2 protein-coding genes are annotated in these 1327 nt (G+C 67.1%); both read right to left on the bottom strand.

What is annotated here, in order from left to right:
- Positions 1-32: 32 nt before the first annotated feature.
- Complete coding sequence (locus ACWD35_RS45510; RefSeq protein ID WP_451357182.1) at positions 33-953, bottom strand: IS3 family transposase; 921 nt, start codon at positions 951-953, stop codon at positions 33-35.
- A complete protein-coding gene (locus ACWD35_RS45515; RefSeq protein ID WP_451357183.1) occupies positions 950-1258 on the bottom strand; it encodes a transposase in 309 nt (102 codons plus the stop codon). Before ACWD35_RS45515 ends, ACWD35_RS45510 begins: the two co-directional genes overlap by 4 nt.
- Positions 1259-1327 lie beyond the last annotated feature (69 nt).

The following is a 1327-nucleotide window of genomic DNA, read 5'->3' on the forward strand; positions in this document are numbered from 1 at the left end:
CTGAGGTTCCCCCGCTGTGAGGGAGGGGCTGACTAGCTGGTCAGGGCGGGTTGACGTGGTTTCAGGTTCACTTGTTCGGTCGCTTCCTGGTTGGCGTAGTGCTTCTCCTCGAACTCGATGGGGCTGAGATAGCCGAGCCGCTTTTGGATGCGGCGGGGGTTATAGAAGCCGTCGATGTACTCGAAGAGCGCGAGATTCGCCTCGGCCCTGGTCGCGAAGACGCGGCCGCGGATGCACTCGGTCTTGATCAGCATCCACAGGTTCTCCGCCAGGGCATTGTCGAAGGAGTCTCCGACCGAGCCCATGGACGCCTGGACCCCTGCTCTGACCAGGCGTGTCGTGAGCTTGATGGACGTGTATTGCGTGCCGTGGTCGGCATGGTGGACGAGTTCGCCGGGGGCGACCTCGCGGCTGGCCAGCGCGTACGCGAGCGAAGTGAGGACCAGGTCGGCGTCCGCGTGGGCGGACGTCTCCCAGGCCACGACTCTGCGGGAGAAGGCATCCCGGATCGCAGACAGCCAGAGTGGCCCCTCCAGGGTGGGGATCATGGTCAGGTCGGTCACCCACAGCCGGTTCGGTGCGGGCGCCGTGAAGTCACGTTGCACCAGGTCAGGGGCGAGATCGGCGTCTGGGTCGCGGCGGGTGAAACCCTTGTTCCTGCGGGGGCTGATCCCGGCAAGGCCGGCCTCCCGCATGAGCCGCTCGACCCGCTTGCGGCCGACGTGGACACCCTCACGCTTCAGGACGGCATGGACCCTGGGCGATCCGTAGATCCCGCCGGAGTCCTGGTGGATCTGCCGGATCTGCCCAGTCAGTTCGGTGTCCTGGCGGCGCCGTTCACAGGGTTCCTCCTCGGACCGCCGCCAGCGGTAGTAGGTGGAGGAGGGGATGTGCAGTTCCCGGAGTACGGGCTCGACCCCCAGGTGCGGGTGCTCGTGGACGAACGCGCTCACCTGGGCCGGGTCGGGTCGAGCTGCGCGGCGAAAAAAGCCGAGGCCGTCCGCAGGACCTCATTGGCACGGCGCAGTTCCCGCACCTCGCGCCGCAGCTGGGCGAGCTCTTCCTTCTCCTCGGTGGTGAGCAGGCCGTCCCGCTCACCGGCGTCGGCCTCGGCCTGCCGGATCCAGCCTCGCAGGGCCTCGTGATGCACGCCGAGTTCCTCGGCCATGCGACGGATCACGGGCTTCGGCTCGGCGGACTGGTACATCCGCACCGCACGCTCGCGCAACTCCAGCGGGTATTTCCTCGGGGCAGGCATCGTCAGGGCTCCTCTCATGAAACCCATCTGAACTGCTGTCACCTTTCCCCGCATCTCGGGGGAACCTCA

The sequence above is a fragment of the Streptomyces sp. NPDC002671 genome (genome assembly GCF_053592475.1).

Bases quoted from the DNA above. Each gene is read 5' to 3' on its own strand.
- ACWD35_RS45515 (WP_451357183.1), bottom strand. From the start codon at position 1,258: ATGCCTGCCCCGAGGAAATACCCGCTGGAGTTGCGCGAGCGTGCGGTG.